This is a genomic window from Psychrobacter sp. JB385 (assembly GCF_900163785.1).
Classification (GTDB): Bacteria; Pseudomonadota; Gammaproteobacteria; order Pseudomonadales; family Moraxellaceae; genus Psychrobacter.
Window position 1 is genome coordinate 318674 of sequence record NZ_FUKN01000005.1, and the last position, 17826, is coordinate 336499.

The 17826-nt window shown below is 44.4% G+C and carries 14 protein-coding genes; 7 read left to right on the forward strand and 7 right to left on the reverse strand.

What is annotated here, in order from left to right:
- Window positions 1-139: 139 nt before the first annotated feature.
- From CZ794_RS03510 to CZ794_RS03520, 3 genes are all read right to left on the reverse strand, one after another.
- On the reverse strand, window positions 140-1555 hold the full coding sequence (locus CZ794_RS03510) for a YjiH family protein (RefSeq protein ID WP_087040228.1): 1416 nt from the start codon (window positions 1553-1555) through the stop codon (window positions 140-142).
- A 95-nt stretch (window positions 1556-1650) separates the two neighbouring features.
- Window positions 1651-2610 carry an arginase gene (locus CZ794_RS03515; RefSeq protein WP_087040229.1) on the reverse strand — a complete coding sequence of 320 codons (960 nt, stop codon included), beginning with the start codon at window positions 2608-2610 and terminating at the stop codon, window positions 1651-1653.
- Between the two features lie 239 nt (window positions 2611-2849).
- Window positions 2850-3944 (reverse strand): ornithine cyclodeaminase, encoded by a 1095-nt coding sequence (locus tag CZ794_RS03520; protein ID WP_087040230.1) that lies wholly within the window; start codon window positions 3942-3944, stop codon window positions 2850-2852.
- 167 nt (window positions 3945-4111) lie between these two features.
- Between CZ794_RS03520 and CZ794_RS03525 the strand changes: the two genes are divergently transcribed.
- The 5 genes from CZ794_RS03525 (at window position 4112) to CZ794_RS03545 (ending at window position 9977) form a co-directional block, all read left to right on the forward strand.
- Complete coding sequence (locus tag CZ794_RS03525; RefSeq protein ID WP_087040231.1) at window positions 4112-4543, forward strand: Lrp/AsnC family transcriptional regulator; 432 nt, start codon at window positions 4112-4114, stop codon at window positions 4541-4543.
- 385 nt (window positions 4544-4928) lie between these two features.
- On the forward strand, window positions 4929-5855 hold the full coding sequence (locus CZ794_RS03530; protein ID WP_256958855.1) for an NAD(P)-dependent oxidoreductase: 927 nt from the start codon (window positions 4929-4931) through the stop codon (window positions 5853-5855).
- Window positions 5856-7397, forward strand: a complete 1542-nt coding sequence (locus CZ794_RS03535; RefSeq protein ID WP_087040233.1) for an aldehyde dehydrogenase family protein — start codon at window positions 5856-5858, stop codon at window positions 7395-7397.
- Between the two features lie 18 nt (window positions 7398-7415).
- A complete protein-coding gene (locus tag CZ794_RS03540) occupies window positions 7416-8579 on the forward strand; it encodes a M20 aminoacylase family protein (protein WP_087040234.1) in 1164 nt (387 codons plus the stop codon).
- A gap of 81 nt (window positions 8580-8660) precedes the next feature.
- Window positions 8661-9977: a DUF3100 domain-containing protein gene (locus CZ794_RS03545; protein ID WP_218778299.1), complete on the forward strand. Its 1317-nt coding sequence runs from the start codon at window positions 8661-8663 to the stop codon at window positions 9975-9977.
- A 214-nt stretch (window positions 9978-10191) separates the two neighbouring features.
- Here the strand turns inward: CZ794_RS03545 and CZ794_RS03550 are convergent, their stop codons facing one another.
- Complete coding sequence (locus CZ794_RS03550; protein WP_256958851.1) at window positions 10192-11127, reverse strand: LysR family transcriptional regulator; 936 nt, start codon at window positions 11125-11127, stop codon at window positions 10192-10194.
- 335 nt (window positions 11128-11462) lie between these two features.
- Window positions 11463-13616, reverse strand: coding sequence for a heavy metal translocating P-type ATPase (locus tag CZ794_RS03555; protein ID WP_087040236.1), 2154 nt, complete (start codon window positions 13614-13616; stop codon window positions 11463-11465).
- Between the two features lie 168 nt (window positions 13617-13784).
- Between CZ794_RS03555 and cadR the strand changes: the two genes are divergently transcribed.
- Together cadR and CZ794_RS03565 are read left to right on the forward strand one after the other, a co-directional pair.
- A complete protein-coding gene (gene cadR, locus CZ794_RS03560; protein ID WP_087040237.1) occupies window positions 13785-14195 on the forward strand; it encodes a Cd(II)/Pb(II)-responsive transcriptional regulator in 411 nt (136 codons plus the stop codon).
- Between the two features lie 150 nt (window positions 14196-14345).
- Entirely contained in the window at window positions 14346-15200 is an 855-nt protein-coding gene (locus tag CZ794_RS03565) for a patatin family protein (RefSeq protein WP_087040238.1), read from the forward strand.
- Window positions 15201-15292: 92 nt separating this feature from the next.
- On the opposite strand, the gene CZ794_RS03570 is transcribed toward CZ794_RS03565, so the two are convergent.
- A complete protein-coding gene (locus tag CZ794_RS03570) occupies window positions 15293-16054 on the reverse strand; it encodes a class I SAM-dependent methyltransferase (RefSeq protein WP_087040239.1) in 762 nt (253 codons plus the stop codon).
- A gap of 268 nt (window positions 16055-16322) precedes the next feature.
- Window positions 16323-17747 (reverse strand): aspartate ammonia-lyase, encoded by a 1425-nt coding sequence (locus tag CZ794_RS03575; protein WP_087040240.1) that lies wholly within the window; start codon window positions 17745-17747, stop codon window positions 16323-16325.
- Window positions 17748-17826: the final 79 nt, after the last annotated feature.

Below are 17826 nucleotides of genomic sequence, written 5' to 3' on the forward strand. Positions count from 1 at the left end.
GGTCGATGTTAATAGTAAAAAACCACCTTGATAGGTGGTTTTTTATTTGCTAATTTTTATTCAGGCATACGGCAATGAGTGTTCAGCAGGCTCTATTTACAATCTTCTCTTTCAAGGCCAGATTCACAGTGGAATATCATTAAAAAATCATATGAGCACATAACGCAATAATCGGTAATGAGATAACCGTTCTTAATAGGAAAATCACCAATAGCTGGAAGAAACTAACAGGTATTTTTGTTCCTAGAATCAATCCGCCAACTTCTGACATATAGATCAATTGAGAGACTGATAAGCAAGCGATGACAAATCGCGTTAACTCTGACTCTATTGAAGAGCCGATAATAGCCGGTAGGAACATATCTGCAAAACCCACCATGATCGTTTTAGACATTTCTGCGGCAAACGGTATATTCAATAGCTCTAAGAATGGAATAAATGGCATACCTAAATAATCAAATACAGGTGTCTTTTCTGCCACAATCAACCCCAACGTCCCGATTGCCATGACGATAGGTAGTATTCCTATCCACATGTCCAAGATATTTTTTAACCCATCGTTCAAAAAAGTCAAAAAACTGGGGCTCTTGTCTGCTTTTTGAACGGCTTTGTGTAAGCCATAGTTGAATAGCGTTCTTCCTTCGGGAATCGCTTCGCAATCCACCTCATCGTTCTTTGTGATATATGTATCTTCAATTTTAGACAAAGGGAATAACTTTGGTACGATGAGCGCACAAACAATACCACATAACGCAACCACGCCAATCATGTTGATAAAGTAACTTTCTAGCTTGACCTGAGAAATAACAACCAAGCAAAAGGTAACCGAAACCGCTGAAAAACTGGTCGCAATTACGGCTGCTTCTCTTTTGGTATAAAATCCACTTTGCAACTGCTTATCCGTTAGTAATACGCCAATAGTGCCGTCACCTAACCATGATGCCAAGCAATCGACAGAGGATCTGCCCGGTAAACCAAACAACGGTCTCATGACTTTGGTGCATAAAACCCCAACAAATTCTAATAAGCCAAAATCAAGCAATAACGGCAGCAATAACCCTGCTAAAAAGAATACAATAAACAATATGGGCATGAGCTCATATAACAATAAACCACCAATACTGTCTGAATATATGGTCTCAAACCCAAATTGAAAATAGGTAACGACGACAAAAAACGCACCAAGTAGTCTAAGCATTAGCCAAGATGTTTTGACGTTCAGTAAGTTATTCAAAAAGTGATTGTTTAAAATCAATGCAGGTTTCATGATTTTGGTATATAAGCTACCAACCACCGTAATCATAATTGAGATGACAACAAGCAATGGCAAGAAGTCACTCATGTAACCCTGTATATAATCCTTTAACACAGCGATAGGAATGGTAAATCCGTCTGAGTAGCTGACAAACTTACCATCTACATAGGGAATGGGAAATACAAAGACGATCAACCCTATCATAGAGGGTATAAAGAATTTTAAAAACTGTTTGATATTGATACTGGTATTAGCACTGCTAGCATCTTGATTTGCAGTGCTGGCTTTAATAATGTCCATATTATTTTTACCTTTCGTCCCTTTTTGACTAACCTAAAAATTTATGTGATATTTTTTAGGCTAAATATCCTTTAACTCATTCTTGATATTTCATACTAGTAATTATTTAAAAGAGAGTGTGTGACCTCTTCTAAAATTTTAAATATTCTCGTTGAGTCATCTTTTGAATTGTTATATAAAGGATTGATTTCTGCCATTTCCCAGCAACATACTTTTTCATTTTTAATGAGCTCTATATTGAGCTGCATGGCTTGCTCATAAGATAGACCATTCATTGCAGGCGTACCGGTTCCTGGAACGTATAAAGGATCAACACTATCAACATCAAACGACACATAAATATGATCGCAATACTCTAGTTTTTTAAAGATTTCGGCTACTGTGGCGCTGATGCCTTTTTTGGTTATTTCAGCCACGCTGTATAGAGGAATTTTATGTCTTTTGATTAATTCCATTTCCTCTTCTTGATAATCTCTAACCGCACAAAACACCACGTTTTCTGGCTTAATTGATGGCTCGTTGGACGCCATAAATTTTAGTCGCTCCCAATATTCTTTTTCTGCATCAGAGAGCTCGTTGCGTTTACATTCCAAGTTATCGATTGCACAGGCCATTGCCAAAGGCATGCCGTGCATATTCCCTGATCCACTGGTGTATGGTGAATGAAAATCAGCATGCGCGTCTATATACACCACACCGATCTCAGCATCAGGGTGCGCCATTTTGAGACCATGCATGGTTCCTGCACAGCTAGAATGATCGCCTGCGATAACAATAGGAAATTGATTCTCCTCTCTTATCTCTTTTATTTTATGTGCCAATTTAGAGATAACAGGCTCAATCACATCAGCGTATTTTGCATGTTTAAATGGCGATTCTTCTTCATGGATATATTCATTTTTGATACTGTCAAGTTGCAGTTTTTCATAGTAGTCTGCATTCATCTCTTTTGATGACGCGCGCAATGCATCAATTCCTAGTGACGCGCCTTTTTTATGCCCTGCGACATCTGAATACACTTCTACTATTCGCACATTTTTCATTAGATCATTCATTATTTCGTCTCCATTAAATAAAACAATTTTTTATCATTTGAATTTATTTTTTTCTCACTACTTAGCTATAGTCAGTCCTGAATAAGAAAGATATATCCCGTATCACACGCTACTGAAACAAATTTTTCTGGCTTGCTGTGCCTTCGCAGACAGAGGCGGCGCAAAATTTATTTCAGCAGCGCCTATTTACTTTATAGTGGATCAAATACTTTATAACGGCTCAAACCTACAACCCCCACTTACGCCATAGACTCAGCTTCATGCGTCACCGTACTATGATCTTTACTATGAGCTTTCACCACCGAATAGAGGTTTTTAGGGTCTTGTTGATGAGGGATCAAATCAAGCAGCTCATAGGCGTCCTGTTTTTTGATCAAATCACGCAAAAACACTAGAGCCGTAAAGTCTTCTGAGGCAAAACCGACACCATCAAATACCACTAAGTTGTTCTCGTTGGTGCGTATGTCTTTCTCACCTTTCACAATGCGGTGAAACTCCGTCACAGGAAAGTCTTGAGAGAGCTGCTGAATATCGCCTTCGATACGGGTTTGTGGTTCAAACTCTACAATGACATGATCGGCTCTTAGCAGAATGTCGGCGTCCAGCTCAGTTTTGCCAGGGCAATCACCACCGATGGCATTGATATAGACGCCTTTTTTGATCATATCATCACGCAGGATGGTGGCGTTTTTCTTATCAGCGGTACAGGTGGTGATGATATCAGCCCCGTCAACCGCTTCTTCTACGGTTTTGCAGATGATAATATCTAGGCCTGAATCGGCAAGGTTATGCGCCACTTTTTCAGATGCAGCTGGGTCGACATCATATAAACGCACTTTGGAGATACCAACCACTGCCTTCATACCCATCGCCTGAAACTCTCCTTGCGCACCATTACCAATGAGTGCCAAAGTCTCAGCATTTTTAGGCGCACAGTGTTTGGCAACCAGTGCCGAGGTTGCCGCCGTGCGTAGTGCCGTTAAAATACACATTTCTGTCAGCAAGATGGGATAGCCTGTATCAACATCAGACAACACGCCAAAAGCTGCTACCGTCTGTAAATCACGCTTGGTATTGATGGGATGGCCATTGACATATTTACACGCAAACATGTCACCATCGCTGACAGGCATGAGCTCTATGACACCGTCTTTGGAATGCGAAGCAAAACGACTGGATTTTTCAAATTGATCCCAACGAAGATAATCCTGCTCTAACGCATCTACCAATTCTTTTATAGTCTGTTCGATACCATGATTACTGATGATTTCAGCCATCGCCTGTACGCTAACAAATGGCACACCCTGCTTTTGTGACACAATAAATTTAGACATTAGTTTTGCTCCCTTCCATGAATATTGTTTGTTGAATCGACAATTAATATGCTACCAACTATAAATGTCAGTTAAAATGTCAATAACTTATTAAATATTGATGTATTTTTGACATATTGATAAGTATTACTTAGCATAATGTCAAAACTAATGGAGGAGGCACTTTTATGGCGTACTACACCTATGACTCTTTAGATAGCGAGCTGATATCTGAACTTCGACAAGATGGCCGCGCAACCATCTCAATTCTTGCAAAAAAACTTAAAGTTTCACGTGCCACTGTCCAGAACAGATTAGACAGATTGATTCATAACGGCGCTATTTTAGGCTTTACGATTCGCGTGCATGAAGCGCTAGATAAAGAAACCGTCAAAGCGATGATGATGATTGAAGTAACAGGAAAGTCTACGTCACAAGTGATTAGGAAGCTGCGTGGCATCCCGCAATTGATTAAGCTCCATACGACCAATGGCGCGTGGGACTTGGTAGCAGAAATACACACGACAAGTTTGAGAGAGTTTGATGAAGTGCTGCGTCAAGTAAGAGAGATTGACGGTATTCTGAACAGCGAAACGAGTGTTCTGCTGTCGAGTTTGTGATGTCACTATATCTCTAATGAGGACTAGACCCTTAAAAACATTCGGTTTTTCACTCTACATATTTTCATGCATCTACATTGATATAATAGAAAGTATTATCAGTAGTTCTAATCTGTTTGTGCCTACCAAATTTAGCAAGCCTCAATTTAACGATTGGGGCTTTTTTATGCCTATGACATAAAAACTGTAGCGAAAATTTCTGTTTACATACTCTGATCATTTAGATGATTCCTCAGCCCATTGTGACCGCTATGCCTATTGTATAAGCGCTTCACCAATTTATAGAGACCACAAGATACCGTGAAAAGTAAATCAACTTGCTTGTATTAGTGTTGCCTTTTTTAGAACACAAAAGGTCATCCGTTGTAGTTCTTCTTAATGTTCGATTGGTTACAATAAAACTGAAAGAAGATACAAAAACAAAGGAATGGGTATGAGTAAAAACACTATAGGTATCATCGGATTGGGCCGTATGGGTAACGGGATGGCTCAGTCTTTACTTCGCGAAGGTTTTAATGTGTTCGGTACGGACATAGGAGAAACCCAACGCCAAGCTGCCAAGGAAATCGGTGTCAATGTCGTTACAGATATCAAAGCGCTATGTGCTGAATCTAGCGTCATCATTCTATCTTTGCCTATGGCAAAGCATGTCCAAGCAGTGATTAAAGGCAAAGACGGCATCATCGACCATGCTCAGCCCAACACCTTAATTATTGACACCTCCACCTCAGAACCAGAAGTAACGCGAGCACTGTCGACGGAGCTGGATCAGCTAGGCCATCAGTTATTGGACTGCCCTGTCAGCGGCGGTCCAGCAGGTGCCGAAGCCGGTACTATGGTCATGGTTGTCGGCGGTGAACACAGCGCCCTTGAACGCGCCCAGCTGTATCTGGATGCTTTAAGCTCAAAAGTGGTCTACATGGGCAAGTCTGGCAATGGACATGCCGCCAAACTCATTAATAACCTCCTGTGTGCCGCCCATCTTGTAACCACCGCTGAAGCAGTCGCTCTGGGTACTAAGGCAGGACTGAATCCTGAAGACCTTATTGCTGGTTTGAATGCGGGTTCAGGTCGTAGTGCAATCAGTGAAGTAAACTTCCCTCGCTGGATTCTGAGTGACAATTTTGATTCTGGTTTTACGATGGCGCTGATGCGTAAGGATGTGCGTCTGGCAAAAAACATGATCGGAGAGATGGGGCTAGAATTGCCTTTGGCGCAGCAGGTAGCCGATATTTGGGCGCAGAGTGAAGCAAACATACCTGATCAAGATGACTTTAACTGTATTGTAAAAAATGCTGGCTTGGGAGAATAGATGATGAGCTTTAACGTAGAAAAAAATGGTGAGCAGCAAGTTGAAGCACTTCTTCATGAACTATTAGGTACTTCAGAGTTTGGCAGCTGGGTTGATGGAGAATTGATTGCAGGTCATGGAGACAACATCGATCTGACTAACCCAGCAACTGGTCAGGTGTTTTTAAGCTATCGTGATGCGGGAAAAGATATTGTCGCTAATGCAGCCGCTGCTGCCATCAAAGCTCAAAAAGCATGGTGGTCAATGACGGCCAGTGCCAGAGGTCAGTTGATGTGGCAGTGCAGTATGAAAATACGCGAAGCCGCAGAATCTCTAGCACGCCTAGAGTGTATCTCTGCCGGTAAGCCTATTCGTGATTGCCGAGTTGAGGTGACAAAAGTTGCCGAGATGTTTGAATACTATGCTGGCTGGTGTGACAAGATTATGGGACAAGTTATCCCTGTGCCAACCACTCACTTAAACTACACTCGTCATGAGCCGTATGGTGTCGTCACGCAAATCACCCCTTGGAACGCACCCATATTTACCGGAGGTTGGCAAATCGCGCCTGCTATCTGTGCAGGAAATGCCGTCTTACTAAAGCCGTCTGAGTTAACCCCACTCAGCACAACCGCACTCGTCAACATTCTTGAGCAAGCAGGTATCCCGCGTGGTTTGGTCAATGTCATTAATGGATTGGGACACACCACGGCATCTGCTGCCATTGCGCATCCAGCCACCAAAAAAGTGGTTTTTGTTGGCTCACCAAAGACTGGTGCGCTCATTGCTTCGGCATCTGCGCAACGTGTCATTCCTTGCGTGCTAGAGCTGGGCGGAAAATCAGCCAATATTATTTTCCCAGATGCCGATCTTGACCGTGCGGTCGTGGGTGCGCAAGCTGCCGTGTTTTCTGCTGCTGGACAGAGCTGTGTATCGGGTTCGCGGTTATTGGTCCATCGTGATGTTTATCAAGAAGTCGTGGAGCGTGTAGCTTCAGCAGCCGGTAAGTTGCCCATGGGTTTGCCTTGGTATGAAGGCACGATGGTGGGTCCGATTAATAATCAAAAACAGTTTAACCACGTACACTCGTTAGTGTCGGACGGCATTGCCGAAGGGGCAGTTGTTGCCGCAGGTGGCAAGGCAGGTGCTATTTGTGGCGGCGAAAATGGGTATTTTTATCAGCCAACTGTTTTAGCCAATGTAAAAAATGACATGCGAGTCGCACAAGAAGAGATTTTTGGACCTGTCGTTTCTGTTATTTCATTCGATGAAGAAGAAGAGGCAGTCGCGATAGCAAACGACAGTCGGTTTGGTTTAGCGGGTGCTGTTTGGACGGCTGATGTCGGCCGCGCGCATCGGATGGCCGCGCAAGTAAATGCCGGAACATTCTGGGTAAATAGCTATAAATCAATCAACGTCATGTCGCCATTTGGTGGCTTCGGTGAGAGTGGCTATGGCCGATCGAGTGGCTACGAAGGTTTGCTCGAATATACACAGACCAAAAGTGTCTGGGTCGAAACCGCAAAAGATTCTGCTATCCAATTTGGCTACTCAATCCAGTAATACGCAAGGAGAACATACATGTTAATTAACGAAACCCTACTAGGTGAAGTAAAGCAGTGGCGTCAGCAGATTCATAGTCAACCAGAGCTTGGTTTTAAAGAGTTTAAGACCTCATCATTTATTGTTGATAAATTGCAGTCCTTTGGGATTGAAGTGCATCAAGGATTAGGCGGTACAGGGGTCGTCGGTGTTCTAAAGAACGGCTCAGGTCCTACTATCGGTATACGAGCGGACATCGACGCGCTACCAATAAAAGAGCAAAACGATATTGCGCATAAATCCACTCATGACAACTGTATGCATGCCTGCGGTCATGATGGTCACACGTCCGTTCTGCTTGGTACAGCAAAGCATTTAAGCCAACATAAAAACTTTAGCGGCACCATTTATTTTATCTTTCAACCTGCTGAAGAAGTCTTAGGCGGTGCTAAGGCGATGATTGACGATGGGTTGTTTGATAAATTCCCTATGGATGCCGTCTACGGGTTACATAATTGGCCAGGCCTACCTGTGGGAGAGATTGCGGTCAACAATGGGCCGATGATGGCGTCGTTTGATACCTTTGAGATTACGTTAACGGGTAAAGGCACTCACGCAGCGATGCCACATCTAGGCGCTGATCCTATAGCAGCAGGCGCGGCATTGATTACCAACATTCAATCGATTGTCTCTCGTCGAATATCTCCCCTCAAATCAGGTGTCATTAGCGTCACGCAGATGAACAGTGGTGACACAACCAACGTCATCCCTGATTACGCTATTTTAAAAGGAACGGTTCGTAGCTTTGATATGGACGTACGCCAGTCCATGCAAGACATGCTCACAGAAATGGTGACAGTATTACCGCCTTTATACGGGGTCACAGGCGAGATGGATTACCATATTCGCTATCCAGTCACCACTAATGACAGCCAAGCCTATCTTGAAATCAAAGAAGCTGCTACTAACGCGCTCGGTGCTGATAAGGTCAATACTGATGTAGAGCCGTCCATGGCTTCTGAAGATTTTTCATTTATGAGTCAAGTCGTCAAAGGCGCTTATTTTTGGTTAGGTGTTGATGGTAGTACCCCCTCCAAACCATTACACAATGCCGCTTATGACTTTAATGACGATGCTATCGAGACCGGTATCAAAGTATGGGTGTCTTTAGTGGAGTCTCAACTACCAAAGATGTCTGCATAAACTGAGTCTGTATAAACTAATAAGCAGTAACAACACGTAGAAACCGTTATGTAGAAACTATAAATTGCAAAGGGAGTTGCTATGAATAATACCAGTGTGCTACCAAGTACAATGACCAAGTACTTATTTGATTGGAAGCTACATTTATTAGTGATTGTTGCATCACTACTTGCAGAATGGATCGGGATTATCAAGATTCCCATTGGTATTGGCACGCTAGTCTTACTGCCTTTGCTGTATGCATTTATATTTACGCTATTGTTAAACCCCAACGTCATACCGTCAATGACAGCGGTTATCTCAAGAGACCGAGCAAAATTTGCAAGCTATGCGGTCCTCTTAAGTATCATGCCTTTTATTGCAAAGTTTGGTGTTGGTGTCGGTCCTAAAGTAGAAGAAATAATAGCCGCAGGCCCCGCCCTTTTACTACAAGAATTGGGCAACATAACGACTGCGCTTATTGCATTACCTGTGGCTGTATTGGTGTTTGGTATGGGTAGAGAGGCTATTGGTGCTACTCACTCAATTGCTCGTGAACCGAATATTGCGCTCATTGCTGATAAGTATGGACTCCAGAGTCCTGAAGGTATCGGTGTCATGGGTGTCTACGTGATGGGTACGTTGTTTGGTGCCATCTATTTTTCACTGATGGCGGGTATTATTGCCTCTATGGGTATCATGGATATTCGTGCATTGGCGATGGCTTGTGGTATTGGTAGTGGCAGTATGATGGGTGCTTGTTCAGCAGCGCTCGCGGAAACCGTGCCTGCACAAGCGGAGACTATTACCGCCTTTGCGGCGACCTCCAACCTTTTGACTTATGCGACAGGGCTATTTGTTAGTTTATTTATTGCACTGCCATTCACAGAGTTTTTATATAAAGTCACGAGCAAGTTTAAGAAGAAAAATGACACTACTGCTGCGACGCAAACAGATCCTGATCTAAAAATACCAGAGCAATCTATTTTGTCAGTCAAGCAGTCTTTATCTCTGTTGGCAGTTATCTGTATCGTGCTATTACTCAGCAACTGGGTAGGCCAAGGCGTTGATCCCATCTCTGCACTACCTGCTATGTTGATACTGTTCGGGTGCTGTATCGTTGGTGTCTTACTAAAGGAAATCATTCCGGTCAATGTCCCCGCTATCGCTTGGATATCCATTGTGGCTATTTTGATATCTCTGCCACAGTTTCCGATGAGTGAGTATGTCTTAGTAGAGACAGATAAATTAGGCGTATTACAGCTTATTACGCCTGTCCTTGCCTATGCTGGGTTTGCCATCTCTCAGATGGAAGTGAATTTGTTTAAAAAGTTTGGGTTTAAAATTGCCGTGGTTGCCTTGCTCACCTTTACCGGCACTTTCTTGGGTTCTGCCATAGTCGCCCAAGCCTTGCTGTAAAAGGTATCCATCTGTATTGGTCTCATGAGTCACGGCACTGACAAGTCGTCGGTGCTTGGCCTGATGGGAATGTATATTTGAAAAACATTAAAAGCGCTACGCTACTGCTCATATTAATTTTTACCGCCTCTGTCTGCGCACACGCAGCAAGCCACAATATTGATATGAGCAGTGCATGATATATCGATATTAATTTTCATTGACTATAGCCCTCCTATAACTCTTTCATCCATAACTTCAAATGCTGTAGCAGTTCATGCGAGCCTTGGGATAGATGACGACCGAGCCGCGTGATGAGATGCGCTTCACCGCTTGCCAGTAGCGTATTGTCTATAGGAATTGCAATCAGATGTCCGTCTTCGACTTCTTGCGACACAACAAAATACGGTAGAAAGGTAAACCCCATATTTGAGCGCGCGAAATTCTTTAGCACATTGAATGAGTCAGTAGTTAAGATGGGATTAAATCGAATCTTTTGCTGAAATTCCGCCATCGCCACTAACTGACGTACGCCAAAACGACTCTCAGCCAGTCCCACTGAGTATTCTAAAAGCTCCTCCAATTGCATCGGTGTATCTCGATCGGCTAATGGGTGGTCAGGCGAGACAATCACATACATTGGCTGAGCACTGACAACCTGTGAGCGGATGCGCGGATGACTGCTAGAATGAAACACTAGCCCAATATGCGCTTCGTCCTCCTCAACCTGACGAATCACTTCGTTTGATCCGCTCGTACTGATTGATAGCGTGAGCGCCGGATATGAACGGGAAAACTCAGATAATGGGCCCAGCATCAAATCTGCAATAAAGCCATCGCCCACAGCTAGCTTTATATGCCCCCGCTGCAACCCCACCAACGCCTGTAATTTGGAAACACAAGCTTCTTCAGCAGAGAGGGATTCTCGGTAAAACTGTAAAAGGATAGCACCAGCTTCTGTCGGCGTTACCCCTTTGCGGTGCCGTTCAATAAGCGTGCTCGCTAATTCTTCTTCTAACAGAGATATTTGTCGACTGATGGCCGAGGGAGCAATATTGAGCTTATCTGCCGCCGCCCGTATCGTACCCATCGTGACTGCTTCATAAAGATAAGATAATCGCTTGCCATTAATCTCTGTCATTGCTTGTCCTTGCGCTCTTCTCAGTTTCATTTCAGTGTCATTAAATAAGTGCCGCACTTTGACTCACGTATGGAGCAATGAGAGTCAGTGGCGGCATACCATTAAGTCTACCCTGTAAAAGTACTGGTGGTATAGCAAAAAATATATTCCAAATCAGCCAGCCAAACAGACCTCTGATTCAGCTAACAGATCACTTAAAACAGACTGCTAAGCTGGCGCAAACCCCTAGCGAATATCTAATACAAATACGACGCAATATGTATGGATCATTTCTATTACTACTTTCAAGCTAAATTCATTGACCGCTGACGAGTGAATAAAACGACCTTTGATGTAGCCGCAATCGTTTTATTGGTCAGTGTTTATTAAATGGAAGACACTGGTTTAAAGCGCAATAAACGTAACGCATTGAGCGTAACCAGCACAGTAGCACCAGTGTCAGCCAATACCGCAATCCAAAGTCCTGTTATGCCAAACACAGTCGTTATGAGAAACAATCCTTTTAAACCCAGTGCAAAAATGACGTTTTGATGGATGTTGCTCATGGTGGCGCGTGATAAAGCGATTAGGTTAGCCACATCTGTCACGCGGCTTTTTAGTAGTGCAATGTCAGCCGTTTCGATAGCCACATCAGTACCACTGCCCATAGCAATGCCGACATCTGCCGTTGCCAACGCGGGCGCATCATTGATGCCGTCACCAATCATCGCTGTTTTACTATAGGCTTGCATCTCACGGAGTAGGCAAAGTTTGTCTTCAGGTAACAGCTCCGCTTGCCACTCTATGTCTAGCTGGCTGGCAAGTGCTTGTGCCGTACGGCTATTATCACCTGTAAGCATGACAGAGCGCACATTCATCTTATTAAGCTGTGCTATGGCCTGCTGTGACTCTTCTCGTAACTCATCACGTAGAGCGACCAACCCGAGCGCCTCATTCTCTTGCTCATCAAACAACACGGATACGGTCTTACCCTCGTTTTGTAGTGTCTCAATCTGAATCTTTTGCTCAGACGACCATGGGGCTTTTTTGGCGACATAGATTGGTGAGCCAATGGTTAAAACACGTCCAGCAACCGTTGCATGAACCGCTTTACCTACAGTCGCAAAAGCATTAGAAGACTCCAGTATGACGACGTTAGCGCTTTTGGCATGATCCACAATGGCGATAGCAAGCGGATGACTGGAGGTAGCATCGACACTTGCAAACAGTGACAGTAGTTTATCGTGACCCTCAGCATCGCCATGCCCTGTTTTAAAACCAATGACATCGGTCACCCGTGGTTTGCCTTCCGTCAACGTGCCCGTTTTATCAAAAGCAACGGTGCTGACTTGACCCACAAGCTCCATAATATGACCACCTTTGATAAGCATGCCATGATGCGCACCGACAGCCAAACCCGAGGCAATAGCAGCTGGTGTAGACAGTACAAGGGCACAAGGGCACGCAATCAACAACAGCGCCAAGCCACGATATAGCCACGTTGCCCACTCTGCTCCCATCAGTAGCGGTGGGAGGGTAATGACCAGCGCAGCAATCACCATAACGATAGGCGTATAGTAGCGGCTGAAGGTCTCAATAAAGCGCGCAGTCGGTGCTTTGGATGCTTGCGCCTGCTCTACAAGCTCGATAATACGAGCAATCGTATTATTCGCCGCTGTTTTTTTTACACGTACTTGTAGGACGCCCTCCACATTGATAGAGCCAGCAAAAACGTCATCGTCTATGGTTTTGGCAACAGGAACAGACTCCCCCGTCACAGGTGATTCATCAAGGCTTGAGCAACCTTGAACAATCACGCCATCAGCAGACACCCTATCACCAGGCCGCACAAGCACCTGATCATTCACTTGTAGTGAAGCCGCTGCCACCTGACGTGGCTCGCCTTGTGCATCCAAAAGTATGGCAGTCTTCGGCACTAACGATGATAACGCTCTAATGCCTGCGCGAGCACGATCAGCCGCGACACTCTCTAGCAGCTCACCAACTGAAAATAAGAACACCACGGCCGCGGCTTCTTCCGCTTCGCCAATGATAAGGGCACCGATAGCCGCCACAGACATAAGCATTTCAATCGAAAAAGGCGAGCCTGCCAACGCCAATGCAAAAGCTTGACGGGCAAATGGCAAAACCCCGATAGCCACAGCGGTAATAAACGCCCATTTGCCATATTCAGGGAAAATCAAAGACACCGCATATGCAGCAATGAATAAAAGCCCCGTACCAATCACCTGTTTGCCTTTTATGGTTTGCCACCAACGCTCATCCTCTATCGCTGGTTGGCTCACATCAGCGCTACCCTTCGTTTGTTGATCAGTCAACACTGACACACCAAACCCAAGACGCTTAATGGTTTTTTCGATGTCTTTACTGTCAGTCGCTGCATCAGGCGCTAGGGTTAGCGTTAGTTTTTGGGTCGCAAAATTTAGCTGAACTTCAGAGACATCAGGCATACGTATCAGCGCGCGCTCAATCTTGCCAACACAGCTTGCACAGTCCATCCCTTCAATCTGGTATTGCATAGTCATCTCTCCTCTGATTAGAGGCAGTATGAACCCTATAGTGGCTTTAGGGTCAAGGTATTTGACGGTTAAGTCACTTGACAGTTAAGTCATTTGATTTTTCTATCGTCCAACCTTATAGTTACTCTAATCTTAAGTAGTTGAAGTGAGCGGTTCAAGGAGACAAACATGCTTATCAAGATTGGCGAGCTTGCCACACGGACAGGCGCGACGGTCGAAACCATCCGCTATTATGAGAAAGAAAAGTTATTACCAGAGCCTGCACGTAGCCAAGGCAACTATCGTTTGTACAACAAGGCGCATTTTGAACGTCTGCAATTTGTCCTACACTGCCGCACGCTCGATATGACGTTGGATGAGGTACGAACCCTGCTCCAATATAGGGACAAGCCTGATGAAAATTGCGGTGAAGTCAATGTGTTGCTGGATGAGCATATCGATGCGGTAGAGACACGTATGAAAGAGTTGGTACAATTAAAGCAACACCTGCTCGCGCTGCGGCAAAAATGCGTCACCGAAGCGCCAGCTGAATCCTGCGGAATACTGCACGCACTTGCCGATAACTCTTGTCATAAATAAAATACTTATTCTGATTACATTTGAAGAAGCTGCTCTATTTGTGAAAACGTACATACCGACAGCGTGCTGATATAAAATAATTAACACTGCCACATGGCACAGAAAAACAATCACCAAAGTATACTTATCATTATTGACTCGAGGTTTTCAATGCAAACACAACATCGACAAGCCCTAGTGGTTGAAGGCGGCGGCATGCGCGGCGCATTTACCAGCGGTGTTTTAGACGCTTTTTTAGAACAACAATTTAATCCGTTTGATCTTTGTGTGGGGGTTTCTTCAGGTTCAACCAACGTTGCTAACTATTTGGCAGCACAACAAGGTCGCACCCTACACATTTTTTTGGATCATTCCCTTCGATCTGAATTTATCCACTATGGTCGTTTTTTTAAAGGCGGTGACTTATTGGATTTAAAGTGGATGTGGAACGTAGTCGAACAAGAATATCCCTTGAATCAGACGCAATTGTTCGCCAATCCCGCGGACTTTTACATGGTATTGACGCACGCTATCTCAGGAGAAGCAATCTATATCAAAGCGGCTAAAGACAATATTTTGGATGGATTGAGAGCCTCAAGCTCTATCCCAGTGCTGACTCGACAAGCGGTCGAGATATGCGGCGAACCCTACTTTGATGGTGGTGTGGCGGATGCTTTGCCTGTGCACTGGGCAGCTAGGCAAGATCATGTCGATAAACTCATGGTCATACGTACCCGCCCGCAAAATTACGCCAAAGCAAGCAGTAAAGGTGATCAGCTATTGGCCAAGTATTTTGCTAAAGAGCAAGCTGGTTTTTCCCAAAGTCTACTCACGCGAACCCAACGCTATAATGACTCGGTACAATTTTTACAGACGCCCTCATCACAAAAGATTTTAGAAGTTTGTCCACCCGACTTAAAAAATATGGCAAGTCGATTGTCCAAAAACAAAGCCAAAATCCGTTATAGCTATGATATAGGACTAGAAGTTGGACACAAGGCGATGGAAGATTGGCATAAGCTTTAACCTAGAGAGTGTGGTAAAAATTAATATCTGATGATTAGAGCAACCTAATAAGCCTTTTGTCTATCCATTATCTACCGCTGGCTTATCCAGACTTATTGACTGTTTATTTTGCCAGCACGGATGGATAATGGCCACGTGACTTTTTTCTTATGCTCAGGATCTCCCCATTCAGGTATTAAGAGGACTCTAAGCGGATCCACTGGATTGAAACTCAATATATTTTTGGCTTCTTTGACGGCTGACCACGTATTTAAATAGCCAATAAGTTGGTCTAAATTCCAGAACTCCTGCATATTGATCGTAGGTACTTTGATTTCTGCAAATGGAAAAGGCAGGCTTTGATACCCATTTTCTACATGCTGTCGTTCTGCTGGCCAATACGGGGCAAGGGTTTGATAATAGAACTGCTGGATCAAGACATCAACGGCCCCTTCTACATGCAAAACACCATAGGTAATCAACGCTAAGACACCATGAGGCTTGGCAATACGCGACGCCTCTTTATAGAATGTCTCTAAGTCTAGCCAATGCGCTGCTTGAGCGACGGTAATTAAGTCTACCGATTCATCTGCCAATCCGCTTTGCTCAGCTAGCGCTGTTTTATAAATCACGCCGTTTTTTTCTTGAGCTTTAGCGATTTGGGCGGCGCTTGCATCAGTGGCAATCACCTCATTAAACCTCTCGGCCAACAATACAGACAGCTGTCCTGTACCGCACCCACAGTCAAGCACACGGTTTTGTGCAGCACACAAGCCAGCAAGTGTATCTACTAAGTCGAGTGGGTATGAAGGCCGATAAGTGGCATACCCTTCAGAAACTTTGGAGAAATGATCTTTGAACGCTAAGTCCTGCATGCTTTCATCCCTTATGTGATTGGTTACTCATATCATAGTTCGAGATATCTCTCAAAGAAACCATCCATTTGTATCTCTTATACCCGCATAATACATTTGAAAACAATACGCATACCACGCTTCAAAGATGTTTATAAGTTGCTAGCCCACATCTGGTGAACCCTACAAAAAAATCCTCAGTTGTTAAACTGAGGATTTTTTACTGGAAAAACATCTAACTGTTACGATAGTCAAATAAGGGTTTTGCCGTTGCTGATTAAAAACCTACTTAAATACTGCTGACCATTGTATCTGGTGACAAGATTGCCGCGAGTTCCTCATCACTGAGTAGCTTTTCTTGTTTGACAAGCTCTGCCACACCTGACCCACTAAGCAACGCATGTCCTGCAATACGGCTGGCATTTTCATAGCCGATATGTGGCACTAATGCTGTCACGATACCGATGCTGTTTTCGACATGTTGTGCGCAGCGGGCTTCATTGGCCGTAATGCCTTGAATACAGCGCTCATCAAGCATACGAATCGACTTTTCTAATAGACGCGCATTGTTGAGCAGGTTATAAACAATCAGCGGCTCCATCGCGTTCAGCTGTAATTGCCCTGCTTCTGCTGCCATGGTAATCGTCATATCCGTACCCATCACCTGAAATGCCGTTTGGTTCATGGCTTCAGGAATTACTGGATTAACCTTGCCCGGCATAATGGACGAGCCTGGCTGCATGGCAGGTAGATTGATTTCGCCCAAACCTGTGCGTGGCCCGCTCGATAATAGACGCAAATCATTGCTTAATTTAGACAACTTGATGGATAGGCGCTTGAGGGCACCAGAAAACGTAATAAAGGCACCCATGTCAGCGCTGGCTGCTATCAAATCATCGGCAAGTGTCACTGGCAAACCACTGATGCCAGCCAGCTCTTCAATCGCCAAGCTGGCATAGCCTTTAGGCGCATTGATACCTGTCCCAATCGCAGTTCCACCCAGATTCAATTCGCATAGTTGCAAGCAGGCCTGTTCGATTTGCGCTATTTCACTGCCCACGTCACTGGCAAAAGCATTGAACTCTTGACCGAGCGTCATTGGCACCGCATCTTGTAATTGGGTGCGGCCCATCTTGAGAATACTGCCAAATGCTTGTCCTTTGGCCGCTAAGCTGTGCTGTAGATTCAGGATGGCTTCTTTGAGTGGTTTTGCGGCAAACACAATCGCCAAACGTGCCGCGCTAGGATAGACGTCGTTGGTTGATTGAGAGCGGTTCACATCATTATTGGGGTGCAAATGACTGTATTGACCATACTCAAAGCCCATTTTCTTTAGTCCAATATTGGCAATGACTTCGTTGGCATTCATGTTGGTCGACGTACCTGCCCCGCCTTGGATGAGATCAACAATAAACTGCTCATGATGCTCGCCATTGATCAGATCGGTACACGCGTCAGTAATGGCGCTAAGCTTATCTTCGGTAAGTAAACCATGCTGATAATTGGCTTTGGCAGCAGCTGCTTTTACCATGGCAAGCGCCTTAATCAAATCAGGAAAATGGCTGATTGGCATACCGGTAATATCAAAATTTTGGGCGGCGCGTTGTGTTTGAATACCATATAAGGCGGTTGCAGGAACCGCTTGTTCGCCGAGTAAGTCTTTTTCAATACGAGTGAGGACTTTATCATTGGTCAAGTTGTCGATATTGTTCATATTTTTGGTCTTCTTAGAAATGGGATCAGTTAAATCAGTCAACGCGCCATACTTAATACTTATGTGTTTAGAGATTTAT

What these genes read in the sequence shown, in the direction of transcription:
- CZ794_RS03545 (WP_218778299.1), top strand. Translation starts at nt 8,661, where the DNA reads ATGAATAATACCAGTGTGCTACCAAGTACAATGACCAAGTACTTATTT.
- CZ794_RS03525 (WP_087040231.1), top strand. Translation starts at nt 4,112, where the DNA reads ATGGCGTACTACACCTATGACTCTTTAGATAGCGAGCTGATATCTGAA.
- CZ794_RS03570 (WP_087040239.1), bottom strand. Translation starts at nt 16,054, where the DNA reads ATGCAGGACTTAGCGTTCAAAGATCATTTCTCCAAAGTTTCTGAAGGG.
- CZ794_RS03520 (WP_087040230.1), bottom strand. Translation starts at nt 3,944, where the DNA reads ATGTCTAAATTTATTGTGTCACAAAAGCAGGGTGTGCCATTTGTTAGC.
- CZ794_RS03575 (WP_087040240.1), bottom strand. Translation starts at nt 17,747, where the DNA reads ATGAACAATATCGACAACTTGACCAATGATAAAGTCCTCACTCGTATT.
- CZ794_RS03540 (WP_087040234.1), top strand. Translation starts at nt 7,416, where the DNA reads ATGTTAATTAACGAAACCCTACTAGGTGAAGTAAAGCAGTGGCGTCAG.
- CZ794_RS03555 (WP_087040236.1), bottom strand. Translation starts at nt 13,616, where the DNA reads ATGCAATACCAGATTGAAGGGATGGACTGTGCAAGCTGTGTTGGCAAG.
- CZ794_RS03550 (WP_256958851.1), bottom strand. Translation starts at nt 11,127, where the DNA reads ATGAAACTGAGAAGAGCGCAAGGACAAGCAATGACAGAGATTAATGGC.
- CZ794_RS03515 (WP_087040229.1), bottom strand. Translation starts at nt 2,610, where the DNA reads ATGAATGATCTAATGAAAAATGTGCGAATAGTAGAAGTGTATTCAGAT.
- CZ794_RS03535 (WP_087040233.1), top strand. Translation starts at nt 5,856, where the DNA reads ATGATGAGCTTTAACGTAGAAAAAAATGGTGAGCAGCAAGTTGAAGCA.
- CZ794_RS03565 (WP_087040238.1), top strand. Translation starts at nt 14,346, where the DNA reads ATGCAAACACAACATCGACAAGCCCTAGTGGTTGAAGGCGGCGGCATG.
- CZ794_RS03510 (WP_087040228.1), bottom strand. Translation starts at nt 1,555, where the DNA reads ATGGACATTATTAAAGCCAGCACTGCAAATCAAGATGCTAGCAGTGCT.
- cadR (WP_087040237.1), top strand. Translation starts at nt 13,785, where the DNA reads ATGCTTATCAAGATTGGCGAGCTTGCCACACGGACAGGCGCGACGGTC.